At 60.6% G+C, this 15,963-nt stretch carries 16 protein-coding genes; 9 read left to right on the forward strand and 7 right to left on the reverse strand.

All coding sequences use genetic code 11. The features are described from left to right. Positions 1-7 precede the first annotated feature (7 nt). Positions 8-1,276 (forward strand): diaminopimelate decarboxylase, encoded by a 1,269-nt coding sequence (gene lysA, locus WDZ78_RS02545; protein WP_425672247.1) that lies wholly within the window; start codon positions 8-10, stop codon positions 1,274-1,276. 179 nt (positions 1,277-1,455) lie between these two features. Continuing rightward, positions 1,456-4,155, forward strand: coding sequence for a TIGR02302 family protein (locus WDZ78_RS02550; RefSeq protein ID WP_425672248.1), 2,700 nt, complete (start codon positions 1,456-1,458; stop codon positions 4,153-4,155). Between the two features lie 262 nt (positions 4,156-4,417). On the opposite strand, the gene WDZ78_RS02555 is transcribed toward WDZ78_RS02550, so the two are convergent. The 3 genes from WDZ78_RS02555 to WDZ78_RS02565 form a co-directional block, all read right to left on the reverse strand. Then, positions 4,418-4,777 carry a response regulator gene (locus tag WDZ78_RS02555; RefSeq protein ID WP_020012162.1) on the reverse strand — a complete coding sequence of 120 codons (360 nt, stop codon included), beginning with the start codon at positions 4,775-4,777 and terminating at the stop codon, positions 4,418-4,420. A 142-nt stretch (positions 4,778-4,919) separates the two neighbouring features. Beyond that, a complete protein-coding gene (gene hpt, locus WDZ78_RS02560; protein ID WP_003509922.1) occupies positions 4,920-5,462 on the reverse strand; it encodes a hypoxanthine phosphoribosyltransferase in 543 nt (180 codons plus the stop codon). Between the two features lie 68 nt (positions 5,463-5,530). Continuing rightward, entirely contained in the window at positions 5,531-6,202 is a 672-nt protein-coding gene (locus tag WDZ78_RS02565) for a hypothetical protein (RefSeq protein WP_425672249.1), read from the reverse strand. A gap of 200 nt (positions 6,203-6,402) precedes the next feature. Here WDZ78_RS02565 and ftsE point away from each other — a divergent pair, with 200 nt between their 5' ends. From ftsE to WDZ78_RS02585, 4 genes are all read left to right on the forward strand, one after another. Beyond that, positions 6,403-7,062: a cell division ATP-binding protein FtsE gene (ftsE, locus tag WDZ78_RS02570; RefSeq protein ID WP_003497447.1), complete on the forward strand. Its 660-nt coding sequence runs from the start codon at positions 6,403-6,405 to the stop codon at positions 7,060-7,062. Further along, positions 7,055-8,062: a cell division protein FtsX gene (locus WDZ78_RS02575; protein ID WP_003509918.1), complete on the forward strand. Its 1,008-nt coding sequence runs from the start codon at positions 7,055-7,057 to the stop codon at positions 8,060-8,062. The genes ftsE and WDZ78_RS02575 overlap by 8 nt, the downstream gene beginning before the upstream one ends. A 128-nt stretch (positions 8,063-8,190) precedes the next feature. Beyond that, the gene (locus WDZ78_RS02580) at positions 8,191-8,907 is read left to right on the forward strand and encodes a YdcF family protein (RefSeq protein WP_425672393.1); all 717 of its coding nucleotides are present in this window, start codon (positions 8,191-8,193) and stop codon (positions 8,905-8,907) included. Positions 8,908-9,128: 221 nt separating this feature from the next. Further along, positions 9,129-9,926 (forward strand): lysophospholipid acyltransferase family protein, encoded by a 798-nt coding sequence (locus WDZ78_RS02585; protein WP_003509902.1) that lies wholly within the window; start codon positions 9,129-9,131, stop codon positions 9,924-9,926. Here the strand turns inward: WDZ78_RS02585 and WDZ78_RS02590 are convergent. After that, on the reverse strand, positions 9,899-10,450 hold the full coding sequence (locus WDZ78_RS02590) for a gamma-glutamylcyclotransferase (protein ID WP_003509900.1): 552 nt from the start codon (positions 10,448-10,450) through the stop codon (positions 9,899-9,901). The two genes, WDZ78_RS02585 and WDZ78_RS02590, sit on opposite strands and share 28 nt — an antisense overlap. Before the next feature lie 49 nt (positions 10,451-10,499). On the opposite strand from WDZ78_RS02590, the gene WDZ78_RS02595 reads away from it, so the two are divergent. Then, positions 10,500-11,501 (forward strand): DUF2125 domain-containing protein, encoded by a 1,002-nt coding sequence (locus tag WDZ78_RS02595; RefSeq protein WP_003509897.1) that lies wholly within the window; start codon positions 10,500-10,502, stop codon positions 11,499-11,501. A gap of 172 nt (positions 11,502-11,673) precedes the next feature. Here the strand turns inward: WDZ78_RS02595 and WDZ78_RS02600 are convergent, their stop codons facing one another. From WDZ78_RS02600 to WDZ78_RS02610, 3 genes are all read right to left on the reverse strand, one after another. Then, complete coding sequence (locus tag WDZ78_RS02600) at positions 11,674-12,603, reverse strand: prephenate/arogenate dehydrogenase family protein (protein ID WP_425672250.1); 930 nt, start codon at positions 12,601-12,603, stop codon at positions 11,674-11,676. After that, the gene (gene hisC, locus WDZ78_RS02605) at positions 12,603-13,709 is read right to left on the reverse strand and encodes a histidinol-phosphate transaminase (protein ID WP_425672251.1); all 1,107 of its coding nucleotides are present in this window, start codon (positions 13,707-13,709) and stop codon (positions 12,603-12,605) included. The genes WDZ78_RS02600 and hisC overlap by 1 nt, the downstream gene beginning before the upstream one ends. Before the next feature lie 84 nt (positions 13,710-13,793). Next, on the reverse strand, positions 13,794-14,555 hold the full coding sequence (locus WDZ78_RS02610; protein WP_425672252.1) for a class I SAM-dependent methyltransferase: 762 nt from the start codon (positions 14,553-14,555) through the stop codon (positions 13,794-13,796). Positions 14,556-14,660: 105 nt separating this feature from the next. Between WDZ78_RS02610 and gloB the strand changes: the two genes are divergently transcribed. Next, on the forward strand, positions 14,661-15,431 hold the full coding sequence (gene gloB, locus WDZ78_RS02615) for a hydroxyacylglutathione hydrolase (RefSeq protein WP_020012173.1): 771 nt from the start codon (positions 14,661-14,663) through the stop codon (positions 15,429-15,431). Next, complete coding sequence (locus WDZ78_RS02620) at positions 15,431-15,871, forward strand: cupin domain-containing protein (protein WP_020012174.1); 441 nt, start codon at positions 15,431-15,433, stop codon at positions 15,869-15,871. Before gloB ends, WDZ78_RS02620 begins: the two co-directional genes overlap by 1 nt. The last annotated feature ends 92 nt before the right edge of the window (positions 15,872-15,963 follow it).

The raw sequence follows: 15,963 nt of genomic DNA on the forward strand, positions 1-15,963 counted from the left end.
AAAGCCCGTGAACCATTTTGGCTATATCGACGGCGTGTTGCACGCCGAAAACGTGCCCGTGCCTGAGATTGCCAAGGCGGTGGGCACGCCCTTCTACGTCTATTCGACCGCGACGCTGGAGCGCCACTACAAGGTGTTCTCAGGCGCTTTTGCCGATGTGGACGCCATGGTCTGTTACGCCATGAAGGCCAATTCCAATCAGGCGGTGCTGAAGACGCTGGCGAAGCTCGGCGCGGGCATCGACGTCGTCTCCGGTGGCGAATTGCGCCGCGCGCTTGCAGCCGGCGTGCCGGCAAGCCGCATCATGTTTTCCGGCGTCGGCAAGACCGTGGCGGAAATGGATTACGCGCTGGATGCCGGCATCTACTGCTTCAACATCGAATCCGAGCCGGAGCTGGAAGTCCTCAACCTGCGCGCCGTCAAGGCCGGCAAAAGGGCGCATGTCTCCTTCCGCATCAATCCTGACGTGGATGCGCGCACCCACGCCAAGATTTCCACCGGCAAGAAAGAAAACAAGTTCGGCATCTCCTATGAACGCGCCCGCGCGGTCTATGCCCAGGCCGCCACCCTGCCCGGCATCGAAGTCACCGGCATCGACATGCATATCGGCAGCCAGATCACCGAATTGCAGCCTTTCGAGGATGCCTTCCGGCTGCTGCGCGAACTGGTCGAGGCGCTGCGCACCGACGGACACACGATCAGTCATGTCGACATCGGCGGCGGTCTCGGCATTCCCTACCGCGACGACAACAACCCGCCGCCGCTGCCGGATGCCTATGCACATATCGTCAAGAATGAACTGAAGAGCCTCAACTGCAAGATCATCACCGAACCTGGACGCCTGATTGTCGGCAATGCCGGCATTCTGGTGACGGAAGTGATCTATGTGAAGGATGACGGCGAAAAGACCTTCGTGATCGTCGACGGCGCGATGAACGATCTCATCCGCCCCACGCTTTACGAAGCCTATCACGGCATTCGCCCGGTGGTGCAGCCTGCGCTGGATGCCCCTCGCATCAAGGCCGATATCGTCGGTCCCGTCTGCGAGACGGGTGACTACCTGGCGCTGGACCGCGAGATGGCCGCACCGCAGCCGGGCGATCTCATCGCCGTCAGCTCCGCCGGCGCCTATGGCGCGGTGCAGGCCGGCACGTATAATTCGCGCCTGCTGGTGCCGGAAGTGCTGGTGAAGGGTGACAAGTTCCACGTCATCCGCCCGCGCGGCACCTATGAAGAGCTGATCGCTCTCGATTCCGTACCCGTCTGGCTCGATTGATTTCGCCTGTCGCACCGCGTGACCGATCACAATCAAGCGAAGTTGCCTAAAAAATGGGGGTGAGCATCCGCTTGCCCTCGTCTTCGCCACAAAGAATGTTATCCTTGCCCCTCAGGATACAAGCAGCTCGCCGTTCCGGGAATGGCGTTTGACGTGGCCAGAACCGGGAGAACGGATTGATGACCACAACCGGAGAGGACAGGACAGGCAGAAAGCGCCCGACCGGCGCGTTCGCACAGCGGCCGGACCTTGCCCGTCTGGTTGCCGCCAAGCGCTTCTTCGCGAAAATCGTGCTGCTCTGCGAGAAAATCGCACCTAAAACCCTGTGGCCGCTCTCCATCGCCGCCGTGTTTCTGGCGCTCGCCTGGTTCGGCCTTTACCGGCACATGCCGGATTTCCTACGGCTTGGCATCGTTTTTGTGCTGGTTTTCAGTTTTATCGCCACGCTTCTGCCGATCCTCAGGCTGAAATGGCCGACGGATAATGATGCGTCGCGCCTCCTAGAGGATCGGAACGGTCTCGCGCACCAGCCAGTCGGCGTGCAGGAAGACGAACCTGCCTTTGACACACCATTTTCCCGCACACTCTGGAAAGAACACCAGATTCGCATGGCGGAGCGCATCGCCGCGCTCAATGCCGGCCTGCCGAAACCCGATATCGCCCGTTATGACCGGCTGGCGCTGCGCGCCATTCCGGCACTGCTTCTGGTCACTGCTTTCGGTTTTTCCTATTCCAACGGCGCGGGCACCGTTGCCGATGCTTTCCGCAGCCGGCCGGTCGTCGGTCCGCTCAATCCGGATATTCGTCTCGATGCCTGGGTCACGCCGCCCGCTTATACCGGCCGCGCACCGATTTTCCTGACCGGGCGTGACGCAACCAACCGCGACGCGGTTTCCGTGCCGCAATCCTCCAAGCTGACGATCCGCATGACCGGCGGCGATGGCGGCGAGGAGGTGACCTTCGAACCGGAAATGGCAGGCGCATTGCAGAAGCTTGCACCGGAAGCGGCGCGCGCCGACAGTGCAAGCGGCGAGGTCGCCGTTCAGGCGCCGGTGCGTTCGGCGGATCAGCCCGTCGCGCCGCGCACCTTCGCCATGGATGTCACCGAAAGCGGCATGATTACCGCCAATGGCGAGCAATGGGTCTTCAACGTCATTCCCGACCAGCCGCCCAGCATCGCCTTCGACAACATGCCGCGCCGGGCCGTCAACGGCGCGCTGGAAGTGGGCTTCACGGCCAAAGACGATTACGGCCTGAAGGAAGCCCATGCGATCATCGAGCCGCTTGGCGTAGCGGAAGGCGCAACCGCACTTTACCCGGCGCCGGAATTCAAGCTCGATCTGCCGCGGCAGAACAATCGCGAAATCAAGGGCCTGACCAGCCGCAACCTGACCGAACATCCGATGGCGGGCAAGCGCGTGCGCATCACGCTGGTGGCGACCGACGGCGCCGGCCAGACCGGCCGCAGCCCCGCGCATGAAATGGTGCTGCCGGGCCGTAACTTCTCCGAACCGCTGGCGGCCTCCATCGCCGAACAGCGGCAGATTTTCTCACTGGACACGCGCCAGATGCCGAAGGCCATCGCCTATAACGAGGCGGTAGGCCTGCGCCCGGAAGAGACCATTCCCAACACCACGCATTATCTCCTGCTGCAATCGGCGCAGACCCGCATGCGGCTCGCCTATAATGAGGAGATGCTGAAGGATACGGCTGATTACCTCTGGGAAATCGCGCTCGGCATCGAGGATGGCGACCTTTCGCAGGCCGAAAAGCGCCTGCGCGATGCGCAGACGGCGCTTTCGGAAGCGTTGCAGCGAAATGCCTCTGACGAAGAGGTCGCCAAGCTGATGCAGGAACTGCGGGAAGCGATGCAGCAATTCATGAGCGAGCTTGCGCAGCGCATGCAGAACGCGCCGCAAGCCAACATGAACCAGCAAGCGCAAAACGTTCTGCGCCAGCGCGATCTGGAAAACATGATGAACCAGATCGAGAACCTCGCCCGCTCCGGCAACCGTGATGCAGCGCAGGAAATGCTCTCACAGCTTCAGCGCATGATGAACAATCTGCAGGCAGGCAGGCCGCAGCGTCAGGGCCAGCAGGGGCAGCAGCAAAGCAGCAAGATGCGCCAGCAGATCGACAAGCTGGGCGAAATCCTGCAGCAGCAGCAGCAGCTGATGGACGAGACCTTCAAGCTCGATCAGGCGCTGCGCGACCGCATGCAGCGCGGCGACCCGCAGCAGGGCGGCGAGAGCCAAGACGAGCAGCAGATGGGTGAAAACGGCCAGCAGCCTCAAGAGGGTCAGCAGGGCCAGCAGGGCGAAAATGGCCAGCAGGGTGGGCAGCAGCAGTCTGACCAGATGACTGCGGAGCAATTGCGCGAAGCGCTGAAAAACCTGCGGGCCCAGCAGGATGCACTCGGCAAGCAGCTCGGAGAATTGCAGCAGGGTCTTCGTGATCTCGGCATGGAACCGGGCGAAAACTTCGGCAAGGCGCAGCAGGAAATGCAGGGCGCCGGTGAAGCGCTGGGCAAGGGCCAGGGCGAACAGGCCGTCGAAGGCCAGGGCAATGCGCTGAACGCTCTGCGACAGGGCGCGCAGGACATGATGGGCCAGATCATGCAGGCCATGCGCCAGCAGGGTCAGCAGCCCGGACAGGGTCAGGAAGGCATGGCGGGTCAGGGCGGCCAGAACGGCCGCGACCCGCTCGGCCGTCCGCGCAGCACCACCGGCCCGGATTTCGGCGATCAGGTGAAGGTGCCTGACGAGATCGACGTTCAGCGTGCCCGCGAAATCCTCGAGGCTATCCGTGAAAAGCTCGGCAATAACCCGCCGGGGGAAATCGAGCGGCGTTATCTGGAGCGGTTGCTGGATATTCGGTGAGGATAGGGGAGGACATGCCCCTGATCCGGCCTTTCGCCTAGCGTGGCGCTTTTTGCCCGGACCGGGGCGCCGCGTCACTAGTTGGCCCCGGGGCTCGCCAAACACTCGACGTCATCCTCGGCCTTGAGCCGAGGATCCATTGTTTTCACCGAGTTGTGGATCCTCGGCTCAAGCCCGAGGATGACGAACCTGCGAAGCAGGCAATCCGTCAATAAAAAAGGCGACCCGACGGCCGCCCTCTAAATCTGTGTAACTTTATCACTCAGGCCGCGAGCGCGCGCGCAACCGCCTTGCGGATATCCGGAAGCGCGAAGGGTTTGGAAACCACATCAACGATCTTTTCCGCCAGATCATCTGCACGTTCGCGCTGTTCGGCATAACCGGTCATCAACAAAATGCGCATGGCCGGGAAGCTCTCGGCCGCGCGGTGCGCCAGCTCGATGCCATCCATGACCGGCATGCGGATATCCGAAAGAAGAAGATCGAAACTGGTTTCCTGGAGCTTCTCCAGCCCCTGCTCGCCATCCGCCGCCTCGTAGGTCTCGTGACCGTCGAGACGCAGGGCGCGCGCCACGAAAGAACGCAGCGCATCCTCGTCTTCGGTAATCAGAATCTTTGCCATCAATCATTGCTCCTGGGCATCATTTCCAGCCGTGAGCAACATCGCAGGCTCCTCTTTTCAAGAGGTAAACACCCAGGCTTTGGCTGGGTGAATGGTTAATGAGGCGTCTCTGCCCTGTGCCGTTCCGGTACGGGAGAAGTAGTCAGGCGTCGCCGGTCACGACGCCGACGAAAGGCAGCTCGCGGAAGGCATAAGCCACGTCCATACCGTAACCCACGACGAAATAGTCAGGACATTCGAAACCGACATAGTCGGCCTCCAGATCTTCCTTACGCTTCACCTTCTTGTCGAGCAGCACGGCGATGGTGACGTGGCGCGCGCCGCGCTCATAAAGCAGTTCCTTGGCGAAACGCAGCGTGCGGCCGGATTCGAGAATATCGTCGATCAGGAGCACATCACGGTCCTTCACGTCGCTGTCGATATCCTTGACGATCCTGACGCCTTGCGAAACCGTGCCGGTGCCGTAGCTCGACAGCGTGATGAATTCGACTTCGGGTGCAAGGCCGCTGTCATGCAGCGCGCGGATGAGATCGGCAGCGAAAATGAACGATCCCTTGAGCACGGCAATGACCAGCAAATCCTTGGTCGGGCCGCTGGCAATGTGCTTGGCCATGTCGCGATTACGCTCGGCGATCTGCTCGGCGGTATAAAGCGGCTCAATGTTTTTTCCACGGACGACGGGCATTCTTACTCCTGTGCTGCGCCTTGCCGATTTTACCTTTCAGTAAAAATAGAAGACAGGCGTTAGCACAGTCAGCGTTCGGACGCACCCGCCTCGACGAAGGAAAGCTTGATCTCTGGCGTTTTTCCACCGGGATGGCGCAACTTTGCCGAAAAACCGTGGCTGAAACCGGGCTGCATCTCTTTCACCGGCGGCTCGATGACCATGCTGGCCACCAGCTGCTCCTTGGCGGCGAAGAGATCGGCGCGAAGGGCCGGCACCTCTTCCAGATTGCCGCCATTGTTTTCCACGATGCCGTTGATGAGTAGAATATCCATGCCCCCCGCTTCCTGCGGGGTCACGGTGACATGGGAAATGGCGAGCGGGCTGACCGGTGCCGCGGCCGCTGTCTTTTCCGGCACTACGACCGAGAGACCACCCGAGCACACGAAGACAAAAATGGCGAGGCCGGCCACCAGCGCCGAATAGGCATCCGCCGAAAGGCGCGATAATCTGCGATCCACCCAGCCTATGAAGGCGAGGCCCAGCATGGGGAGGGTAACGGGCGGTTTTACCGCCTGCCGGCGCGCTGCGCCACGATTGTCATTTCCAGGCTGGCGCGCACGGTTTTCCTTGATGGTGACAAATTCAGCGTCTACCACGTCGCGGTCGGGATTTGCCGCCCGCGCCGCACGGCGCACCGGCGTTTCCGGCATCAGGAGATCAAAATCGAATGCCGCTTGCCGGCGAGATGAACGGAACATAGCCATAGAATTCCCCGGTCAGGTTTTCCGGCCCGCAAAACTGGGCATTGCAACGAATCCTGCCAAGTTTTAAATTTAATTGGTTAATGCTTCGCAAAAACGGCTCGCACGGGTCACCGGATCCGGGTTAAACCCCGACACCCGAACCCAACGCGCCAGCGGCTGGCGAACCACCACGAAACGAAGAGACTGGAAGTCCGTTGATCCATTTCGAAAATGTCGGGTTGCGTTACGGCATGGGACCCGAGATCCTGAGGGATATGACCTTCGACATTCCCAAAGGGTCATTCCAGTTTCTGACCGGCCCGTCGGGCGCCGGCAAGACGACGCTTCTGCGCCTGCTTTTAATGTCGCTGCAGCCGACGCGCGGCAATATCCGCATGTTCAACCGCGATGTATCACGCATTCCGCGCAGCGAGCTGCCGATGCTGCGCCGCCGAGTCGGCATCGTGTTTCAGGATTTCCGGCTGCTCGATCATCTGACCACCTATGAGAATGTCGCCCTGCCGCTGCGTGTGCGCGGCAAGGAAGAGAGCGCCTATCGCAACGACGTGATAGAGCTTCTGAAATGGGTCGGGCTCGGCGAGCGTATCAATGTGCTGCCGGCTATTCTTTCCGGCGGAGAAAAGCAGCGCGCCGCCATTGCCCGCGCGCTGATGGACCAGCCCGAGATCCTGCTGGCCGACGAACCGACCGGCAACGTCGATCCGCCCATGGCCAAACGCCTTCTCAACCTCTTTCTGGAGCTCAACCGGCTGGGCACGGCCGTCGTCATCGCCACCCATGATTTCGGCTTGATGGACCAGATCGATGCGCGCCGGATGATCCTCACCGAAGGGCGGCTCGATATCTATGAATGAGATCAACCGCAAACAGTTGAAACCGGAAGCCGCCCAGCCGAAGCGTCCGCCCATGCGCATCCGCCCGATGGCGCCCATCCTGCCGCCCTCCAACATTCAGGGCAATGCGCTGATGGTGGTGATCGCCATCATGGCCTTCCTTGCCTGCCTGACGCTCGGCGCCGTCTCCATGGTGCGCGCCACCGCCGCCACCTGGCAGAGCCAGATTTCCCGCGAGATTACCATCCAGATCAAGCCCGAGGACGGGCTGGACATGAATGCGGCGCTAAACAAGGCGCGGAATCTGGCGCTCACCTTCGTTGGCACGCGGGATGGCACGATCCTCGACGATGCAGCGACATCGCGTCTGCTGGAACCATGGCTCGGCAGCGGTCTCGACCTTTCCGAACTTCCCATTCCGCGTCTCGTCGTCATCACCATCGATGAAAGCAATCCGCCCGACTTCCAGGCCATGCGGGATATGCTGAAAGCGGAAATCCCGCAGGCATTTCTTGATGATCACCGCACCTGGGTCGACAGGCTGGTCTCCATGGCCAGAACCACAGTCATGATCGGCGTCGGCGTCCTCATCCTCGTTTTCACGGCCATGGTGCTGACTGTGGTGTTCGCCACGCGCGGCGCGCTTTCCGGCAACCGGCATATTGTCGAGGTGCTGCATTTCGTCGGCGCCGAAAGCAGCTTCGTGGCGCGCGAATTCCAGAAGCACTTCCTGAAGATCAGCCTCAAGGGGGCAGCGGCAGGCAGCGCACTGGCGGCCGCCGTTTTCCTGGTCGCCGGCTTCTGGCAATCGAGCACGGTCGCCACACCGCAAAGCGATCAGGCAAGCGCGCTTTTTGGCTCGTTTTCGGTCGGGCTGGGCGGTTATCTCGGCATCGCCATGACGATGATCATCATTGCGCTTCTCACCACCATCACGGCGCGCATGACCGTTATCCGCACCATCGACGATATTGACCGCGTCCGCTCCGATCCATCGAAAAGTGACGGCCTCGCGTCGTGAGGATATCACCGGAATCCTGCGGTAAAACTGAAACCGTCACAGGCCGGATGTAACCTGCAGACGGTGGACAAAAATGCCTGTTCCTTGCCTTAATCGGCGAGTATTCAGGAGGAATGTTTGTGAGTCGGATGGATCAGGATCAGACGACGGCGCGGCCGGCCAGAAAAGGCCTGTTGTCGCGGCGTGGTCCTTTGCGCCGTTTTATTCGCGGCTTCATTCTGCTCTGCGTCGTTCTTCTTGGTGTTTTTTCAGGCGGCTTCCTGTGGTTTGCCGATTCCGTCGCCTCCATGCGTCCGCCGGAAGGGGCGAGAGGCGACGCCATCATTGTTCTCACCGGCGGCTATCAGCGCATCGAACAGGCGGTCGGCCTGCTCAGGGACGGCGTGGGCAAGCGGCTTTTGATATCAGGCGTCAACCCCGCCACCACCCGCTCGCAGATTCGCAAGATGACCCAAGGGTCATCCGACATGTTCTCCTGCTGCGTGGATATGGGCTACAAGGCCATCGACACGATCGGCAACGCCAACGAGGCGGCAAGCTGGATACGTGACCACAACTATTCCTCCATCGTCGTCGTCACCAACAATTATCATATGCATCGCAGCCTGCATGAGCTGCGCAGCGCCAGCCCACAGACGGAATTCATCGGCTATCCCGTCATCAGCGCCGATCTCGCCCGCACCAACTGGTTCGTGGAGCCGGATGTGGTGAGAACCATGCTCTACGAATATCTGAAGTTCGTGGCCGCGGCCGGACGCGACCTCACCGGCTTCGGCAAGGGTGATGGGCTGCGCAAGGCAGCCGCCGACCACTCCGCCCCGAAGGTGGCGACCGCTTCGCCCTGACCCGCGAGAACACCCTTGCTGCGGCCCCTTGTTTTCGTGTAGGCGTCTGGCATAGGCATCCGGCATCGAGGCGCTCAGAGTTTCGGAACGGCTGCATAGAGCGGGATGGCGAAAAGCGTATGCGGTTTTCGTCTGAAATCCCGCTCTAATTATATAATTTGGATCATGATGATTTCAGGTCGACAGGACCTGAAATCATCATGATCCAGGGAAGGCTGTTGATGCTCAAGCTGCGCTCTTTTCTTTTCAATACGCTTTTTTATCTCAACCTGATTGTCCGCATGATCGTGCTGACGCCGATCTATTTCATCCTGCCCCGCAAGATCGCATTCGAAATTCCCAAGAATTGGGCGCGGTCCAACCATTGGCTGATGAAAACCATCGTCGGCACTACCTTCGAGATCGAGGGGCTGGAAAACATTCCCGAGACCGGCTGCATCTTTGCCCCCAAGCATCAATCCTTCTGGGATACCTATGCGCTGCTGCCCAATCTGCCAGACCCCGTTTACATTCTGAAACGGGAATTGATGTGGATTCCGCTGTTCGGCTGGTATGTCATGAAACAGCGCATGATCCCGGTTAACCGCGCCGCACGCGGCAAGGTGATGCTGAAGGTCATGGAGCGGGCGAAAGAGGAAATGGCGGCCGGCCGCGAACTCATCATCTATCCCGAAGGCACACGCCGCCCGCCGGGCGCCGAGCCCGAATATCGTTACGGCATCGCAAGGCTTTACCGCGATCTGCAGGTTCCGGTCATTCCCGTCGCCATGCATCCGGGCCTGTTCTGGCCGCGCCGTTCCACGATGCGCTATCCCGGCCATTTCAAGGTACGTATCCTGCCGGCCATCGAGCCGGGGCTGGACCCCGATGTGTTCTTCAAGCGTCTGATCGATGTGACGGAAAAGGCGAGCGACGAATTGCTGCTGGAAACCGTGCGCAACAATCCCCACCTGCCGCTGCCGCCGACCGCCGTGAAGCGGATCGCCGAACTTCAGGGCAAGGAAACCACGGCCGGCTGAGCGGCGAGCGTGCCGACATTTTTGGCAATGCTTTCCAGCAGTGAGTCGCGAATGCCCATCTCCTGCAGATGCTGCACGGTGTTGAAGACATAATCCGTATTCGGCCCGGACCGGCCCGTTGCCGCCGCGACGATGGTCGCCGATTCGGCAACGCCGAGACCGCCGATATATTGCTCATGCGCGGGGTCGGCCACATAGGTCACGGCGCTGCCGCGCCTGCCATCTGACAGTGCGATGGAAACCATCCGCTCCTTGTAGACATTGGTCACCAGTTCGCGCTCGCGCAGATAGACCATCACGGGGTCGCGGTCCTGTCCGCGCACGCGGAAGGCGACGCCGAGGCAGGAGCCGCCGCGCTCCAGACCGAGAACGAGACCGGGCTTTTCTTCCGTACCTCTGTAGAAGTTGGAACTGATGCAGAGCGAGCGCCGATAACCGTGCAGCCGCGCCTGCTGCCTCTCCTCGAAGGCAAAGCCGGGGTTCCACATCAACGAACCGTAGCCAAAGACCCAAAAATCGTCCATATCCCAAGCCAAATCAAAATTCCCTGAAGTCTGTTCATCGGAGATCAATATGGCAGCGTCAAGCCAATCCGGCACGGCCAAAAAATTCCTCTGGCTCGCCATCGCCATTGTGGTGGTCATCGGACTTTACACTGCCGGGTGGTTTTATGCCGCCGACAGGCTGAAACAGACGGTGCTGAACGTCATTTCTCCTTCGCAGGCCCGCAGCGTCAGCGGGGAATGCGGCGATATCGCCTTCAAGGGTTATCCCTTCCGCATCGGCCTCTTCTGCTCGAAGGTGACGGTGGATGACAGCCAGAACGGCGTTTCCGCTTCCTTCGGCGAACTTCGCTCGGCGGCGCAGGTCTATAATCCCGGCCATATCGTCTGGGAACTCGATTCGCCCGCGGAAATCCGTTCCGCCCACGGCCTGACGATTTCGGCTGCCTGGAAGAACATGCAGTCCAGCATCGTCACCAAACTAAAGGGCATTGACCGCAGCTCGCTCGTCATCGACGGACTGAAGGCGCAGGCGGTTTCCTCGGTCACCGGCCAGACCATCGATTTTGATGCCGTCAAGACGGAAATGCATCTGCGCCAGAACGGGGCCGATCTCGACGGCGCAATCACGCTCACCGATTCGGCGACCGTCATCAAGGACTGGCCGCAGGTTCTTCCCCGCCTCGATGCCATCGTTGATGTCACGCTCGCGGGCAAGGCAGGCATGGTGGATGGCAGCGACAAGTCGGGTCTCTATGGCGCAAGCGGCGAGCTTCGCCGCCTGGTGGCCGATATTGGCGAGGGCCGCACCATGCGCATCAGCGGCCCCTTCTCTTTCGACAATGAGGGCTATCTCTCCGGCCAGTTCAAGCTTGAGATCGAAAAGCTCGGCTCATGGTCTGATAATGCCAAGCAGGCCTTTCCGCAGCTGCAATCCACCATCGATACGGCCCGCAAGCTGCTCGGCGCGCTCGCCGGAGGTGGTGACCGGGCGTCCGTCGATCTCGTGGTGGACCGTGGCCGCGCGACTGTCAGCGGCTTTATTCCGCTTGGAAAGATTCCGCCGATCTGAGGGATTGATTTATACTCGACGTCATCCTCGGGCTTGACCCGAGGATCCATGGCGCGTCGGATCGTGGATCCTCGGGTCAAGCCCGAGGATGACGACGGGGAGGCTTTGGCACTTTGCCGGCGGGCGTTATGGGCCGGATCAAATCCCACCACGACTATAAGCGAAATGCGCCTTACTTCTTCTGATCCAGCGCATGACGCCCGAAGTCCGGCGCATCGACATCCTGACCGGCCTGCACGATAGAGCGGCGGATGGCGCGGGTGCGGGAAAACAGTTCGAACAGCTTGTCGCCCTCTCCCCAGCGGATCGCCCTTTGCAGGGAGGCGAGGTCTTCGGAAAACCGCGCCAGCATTTCAAGGATGGCATCCTTGTTGTGCAGGCAGACATCCCGCCACATGGTGGGATCGGAGGCGGCCAGACGGGTGAAGTCACGGAAACCAGAGGCGGAATATTTGATGACTTCCGATTCGGTCACCGTCTCCAGATCATCCGCCGTGCCGACGATATTATAAGCGATGATGTGCGGCAGATGCGAAACGATCGCCAGAACCTTGTCATGGTGTTCGGCATCCATTTCATCGACACGGGAGCCGAGCGCGCGCCAGAAATCCTTGAGCTTTTCCAGCGCCGCCGCATCCGTGCCCGGCAGCGGCGTGAAGATACACCAGCGGTCGCGGAAGAGACCGGCAAAACCGGCATCCGGGCCGGATTTTTCCGTACCCGCCAGCGGGTGGCCGGGAATGAAATGCACGTTATCAGGCATATGCGGAGCCATCTGCGCGATAACCGAGGCCTTGGTGGAGCCGACATCGGTAACGATAGCTCCCGGTTTCAGATGCGGCGCGATCTGCTGCGCCACGCTTTCCGATGCACCAACAGGCACCGAAACGATGACGAGATCGGCTTCTTTCACCGCCTCAGCCGCCGACACGGTGTAATCCGTGCCGAGCGCCAGTTCTTCCGCCCTTTTCAGCGTGTCTTCGCTGCGCGTGGAAATCGTCACATGGCGGGCAAGACCCAGTTCCCTGATATCTCGGGCAATCGACGAGCCGATGAGGCCGATGCCGATCAGCGCGATGCGTTCAAACATGATCTCAGCCATCACGCCTGCCCCATGAACTCGGTGAGAGCATCGATGACGCCGAGATTGGCCTCTTCAGAACCGACGGTCATTCTGAGCGCATTCGGGAAGCCGTAACCGCGCACGGCACGCAGAATGTAACCGCGGCGGCTCAGGAACTCGTCAGCATCCGTTGCCCGCTTGCCATCCTGATCGGGGAAATGGATGAGGATGAAGTTGGTGACCGATGGCGTGATTTCGAGGCCGAGGCCGGTAAAGGTCGTGACCAGCTTTTCCATCCACAGGGCATTATGTGCCACCGCTTTTTGAACGAAGGCCTGATCGCGGATCGCAGCGGCACCGGCCGCAATGGCCGGCGCGCTCATGTTGAAGGGGCCGCGCACACGGTTCAACGCATCGATAATATCTGCCGGAGCATACATCCAGCCGACACGCAGTGCGGCCAGACCGTAAACCTTGGAGAAGGTGCGGGTCATCACCACGTTGCGGTTGCCGGACACCAGCTCAAGCCCCGCCTCATAATCGTTCTTGCGCACATATTCGGCGTAAGCCGCATCCAGCACCAGCACGACATGTTTCGGCAGACCAGCCTGAAGGCGGCGGATTTCCGCGACCGGAACATAGGTGCCGGTGGGATTGCCGGGATTGGCGATGAAAACCATCTTCGTCTTCGGTGTGACGGCGGCAAGCACGGCATCCACATCGACCGCGCAGTCCTTTTCCTTCACCGTCACCGGGGTCGCGCCCGCGCCCATGATCTGGATCTTGTAGACGAGGAAACCATGTTCGGTGATGATCGCCTCATCGCCTGCACCCAGATAGACGTGGCAGAGCAGGCCAAGCAGCTCATCCGAACCGTTGCCGCACATGATATTCGCGATGTTGAGACCATGCACATCGGCAATCGCTTGGCGCAGCGCAATCGCCTGTCCGTCCGGATAGATTTCCAGATGGCTGGCGGCCGTACCGAAGGCTTCGATGGCCTTCGGGCTCGGCCCAAGCGGCGTTTCATTCGAGGAGAGCTTATAAACCTTCGCGACGCCGTCCACATGTTCCTTGCCGGGAACATAAGCAGCGATATCCAGAATACCCGGACGCGGAACAGGTTGGCTAAGCTCTGCACTCATTTGATCGACCTTTGGAAAAACGCCGGAGAACCCGGCAAAAGCAATGCCGGAGGCATTAGACCGGAATGGGCGTTTTGTCGAGGGTCAGCGCGGCTTTCCTTGGCTTGCAGCGGCGCGGGTGGTGGGCACCCCCTGCGGCGCGAGTACAGGCACGAAAACCCGGCGCGAGGCGCGCTGCGTGACGGGCAATCCCTGATAGAGGCGTTTTTGCGCTTCCACCACAATGACACCGGAAAATAGCGGCCACAGCCGGCGGCCGGTATGCTCGAGATAACGGCGGAATTTCAGCACCGGCCGGCTTGTGGTCGGCGGGAAGAACAGCGCTTCGGCGGAAGCGCCCGGTGTGAAATTGGTTTCGCGCAAAAGCGCCGTCAGCTGCCCGCGCGAATAGGGCCTTCCAGAACCGAAGGGCGTATGTTCCATGCGCGCCCAGACGCCGCGGCGGTTCGGCACCACGATGACGAGGCGGCCACCCGGCGCCAGCACCCGCCACAGTTCCTTGAGGCTTTCGCGCGGATTTTCGGCAAATTCCAGCGCATGCACCATCAGGACCCGGTCTATCGACGAATCAGGCAGCGGCAGTTCCTCATCGAACACCAGTGCGGTGGAAGAAAGCTCGCCCGCCGGCCAGTTCACCGCCCCCTGCCCCGCCGGCATGAAGGCGAAGGTGCGCTCCGTATCGCGGCGGAACCGGTCCAGAAACGGCACGGCATAACCCAGCCCGACCAGCCGCTCTTCCGGCAAAGGCGGCCAGAGCGTCGAAAGCGCCATGGTGATCGCCTGCTCGGCCGAGCGGCCAAGCGGAGAATGATAGAATTCGCGCAGATCGACGATATCGGTATTCATGGCGAGAATGTAGCATCAGGCGGTTGGACTTCAAGGCGTCTGCCCTTACATAGAAGATCAGGCGGGCGAATGCGCCGGTTTTGGCCGGCAAATGGAGAGGATAAGATGAAACCTTTGGAAATAGACGTCTTTCTTTGCCGCAGCGACAATTTCGGGGTTCTCCTGCACGATCCCGAAAGCGGGGCGACCGCCGCCATCGACGCCCCGGAAGAAGGCCCTATACTGCATGCTCTCGATGGCCACGGCTGGAAGCTCACGCACATCTTCACCACTCACCACCATCAGGACCATGTGGAAGCCAATCTGGCGCTCAAAGACAAGTTTCAGTGCGAAATTCACGGTCCCTATGATGAGGCTGTTGCAATACCGGGGCTCGACCGCTCGCAGGCTGATGGTGACGAATTCGAATTCGCCGGTCGCCGCGTTCAGATCATCGCCACGCCCGGTCATACGGCGGGACATATCTGTTATTATATGCCGGATGACGGGCTGCTGTTTGCCGCCGATACGCTGTTCGCCATGGGCTGCGGCCGCCTGTTCGAACGCCCGGCGGCGGATATGTGGCACTCCTTCCAGAAACTCATTGCCCTGCCGGATGAGACCAAGGTCTATTTCGGCCATGAATATACGCTGACGAATGCCCGTTTCGCCTTGACCGTCGATCCCGACAATACCGTGCTGCGCGAGCGCGCGGAGCGGGTGGAAAAGGCGCGGCAGGCGAATGAATTCACCATTCCCACCAGTATCGGGCTCGAAAAACAGACCAACCCCTATATGCGGGTGGCCGATCCCGGCATCCGCAAATATCTTGGCCTGGAAAGCGCCACCGATGCCGACGTCTTCGCGGAAATCCGCACGCGCAAGGACAATTTCTGATGGGAACGGATATATCCGCGCAGGCGATCATTCGTGAACTGGGGCTGGAGCCGCATCCCGAGGGCGGTTTTTACCACCAGACTTTCCGTGACAAGGCCGGCGGCGAGCGCGGCCACTCCACGGCGATCTATTATCTTTTGGAAAAAGGCGACCGCTCGCACTGGCATCGGGTCACCGATGCGGTCGAGGTCTGGCACTATTATGCCGGCGCGCCGATTGCGCTGCATCTTTCACAGGACGGCCGGGAGGTGCAGACCTTCACGCTCGGCCCCGCCATTCTGGAAGGCGAGCGCCCGCAGGTGATCGTTCCCGCCAATTGCTGGCAATCGGCCGAAAGCCTCGGCGATTTCACCCTTGTCGGCTGCACCGTCTCGCCGGGCTTTGCCTTTTCGAGCTTCGTTATGGCAGAGCCCGGCTGGTCGCCGGGTGATGCGGCGTAACCCTGAGAGCAATCAAAAGCCCGGTCGTGCTCCGCTTGTTTCTTCTCCCCGCCGGGGAGAAGTCCGCGGCAGCGGGATGAGGGGGAAACGGT

It is taken from the genome of Agrobacterium sp. M50-1 (genome assembly GCF_049843495.1).
Classification (GTDB): domain Bacteria; phylum Pseudomonadota; class Alphaproteobacteria; order Rhizobiales; family Rhizobiaceae; genus Agrobacterium; species Agrobacterium radiobacter.